This window comes from Micromonospora sp. Mcm103 (assembly GCF_024519755.1).
Lineage (GTDB): Bacteria > Actinomycetota > Actinomycetes > Mycobacteriales > Micromonosporaceae > Micromonospora > Micromonospora aurantiaca.
The window spans coordinates 1-1,759 of record NZ_JALJRJ010000050.1 but is presented as its reverse complement, the minus strand read 5'-3'; the positions used below and the strand labels follow the sequence as shown (position 1 = coordinate 1,759).

The following is a 1,759-nucleotide window of genomic DNA, read 5'->3' as shown; positions in this document are numbered from 1 at the left end:
TTGCGGATCTCCTCGGCGGCCTGCGGGACGACCTTGAACAGGTCGCCGACCACGCCGTAGTCGGCCAGCTCGAAGATCGGCGCCTCGGCGTCCTTGTTCACCGCGACGATGGTCTTCGAGGTCTGCATGCCGGCCCGGTGCTGGATCGCACCGGAGATGCCCAGCGCGACGTAGAGCTGCGGGGAGACCGTCTTGCCGGTCTGGCCCACCTGGAACTGGTGCGGGTAGTAGCCGGAGTCGACTGCCGCGCGGGACGCGCCGACCGCGCCGCCGAGCAGGTCGGCCATCTCCTCGACCAGCTTGAAGTTGTCGGCGTTGCCGACACCACGACCGCCGGACACCACGACCGACGCCTCGGTCAGCTCGGGGCGGGAGCCCTTCTGCTCGGCGACCCGCTCGACGACCTTGGCCAGCTTGTCCGCATCGGTGACCGACACGGTGAGCTGCTCGACCGCCGGGGTCGCCGCGGCCGTGGCCGGGTTGAGCGAGTTCGGCCGGACGGTGACCAGCGGCAGGCCCTTGGTGACCTTGGACTTGACGATGGTGGAGCCGGCGAACGCCACCTGGGTGGCGGTGCCGTCGGCGGCCAGGCCGACCACGTCGGTCAGGATGCCGTTGTCCAGCTTGACCGCCAGGCGGGCGGCGATCTCCTTGCCCTCCTGCGACGAGGCGAGCAGCACGGCAGCCGGCTGGACGCGCTTGACCAACTCGGCGACCACAGTCGCCTTGGGGGCCACCAGGTAGCCGTCGATCTCCTCACCCTCGGCGGCGTAGATCTTCTCCGCGCCGTACTCACCGAGCCTGGCGCTCAGCGCCTCGGCAGCGCCGGCCCCACCGAGGACGACAGCGCTCGGGGAGCCCAGCTCGCGGGCGAGGGTGAGCATCTCCAGGGTGACCTTCTTGACGCCGAATTCCTTCGTGGCTTCGACGACGACGAGAACCTCAGACATGTCAGTGACCTCTCACACGAACTTCTCGGTGGCGAGGAACTCGACCAGCTTCACGCCGCCCTCGCCCTCGTCGGTGATCTTCTCGCCGCCGGAGCGCGGCGGACGCTTGGAGTGCTCCACCACGGCGCTGGTAGCACCGTCGAAGCCCACCTCAGCCGGGGCCACGCCCAGGTCACCCAGGGACAGCGTCTGCACCGGCTTCTTCTTGGCCGCCATGATGCCCTTGAAGGACGGGTAACGCGGCTCGTTGATGGTGTCCCAGACGGACACCACAGCCGGAGTCGAGGCGGTGACCACCTCGTAGCCCTCCTCGGTCTGCCGCTCCACGGTCAGACCGGCCCCGTCGACGGTGAGCTTGCGCGCACCGGTCAGAGCAGCCACACCCAACCGCTCGGCGATCATGTGCGGCATGACCTGCACCCGGCCGTCGGTCGACTCGGCACCACAGATGACCAGATCGGCGCCCAGCTGACCGAGGGCGGCGGCGAGCACCTTCGACGTAGCCACCGCGCAGGAGCCGTGCAAGGCGTCGTCGACGACGTGGACGGCCTTGTCCGGACCCATGGACAGCGCCTTACGGATCGACTCGGTCGCCCGGTCCGGACCCATCGTCAGGACGGTGACCTCGCCGCCGTGCGCCTCCTTGATCTTCAACGCCTCCTCGATGGCGTACTCGTCCATCTCGTTGATGACGTTGTTCGCCGAACCGCGGTCGACGGTGTTGTCGTCAGAACGCAGGTTGCGGTCCGCGCCCGAATCAGGCACCTGCTTGACGAGTACGACGATGTTCATCGCGCTTCGACGACCCT

Annotated in this window: 2 protein-coding genes; both read right to left on the bottom strand. The window is 68.5% G+C overall.

Annotation, left to right across the window (positions count from 1 at the left end; genetic code table 11):
- The coding region (locus OC439_RS30115) for an electron transfer flavoprotein subunit alpha/FixB family protein (protein ID WP_262016373.1) at positions 1-950 on the bottom strand (950 nt) is incomplete at its 3' end.
- A gap of 12 nt (positions 951-962) precedes the next feature.
- A complete protein-coding gene (locus OC439_RS30110; RefSeq protein ID WP_262016374.1) occupies positions 963-1,742 on the bottom strand; it encodes an electron transfer flavoprotein subunit beta/FixA family protein in 780 nt (259 codons plus the stop codon).
- Positions 1,743-1,759: the final 17 nt, after the last annotated feature.

Bases quoted from the DNA above. Each gene is read 5' to 3' on its own strand.
- OC439_RS30110 (WP_262016374.1), bottom strand. From the start codon at position 1,742: ATGAACATCGTCGTACTCGTCAAGCAGGTGCCTGATTCGGGCGCGGAC.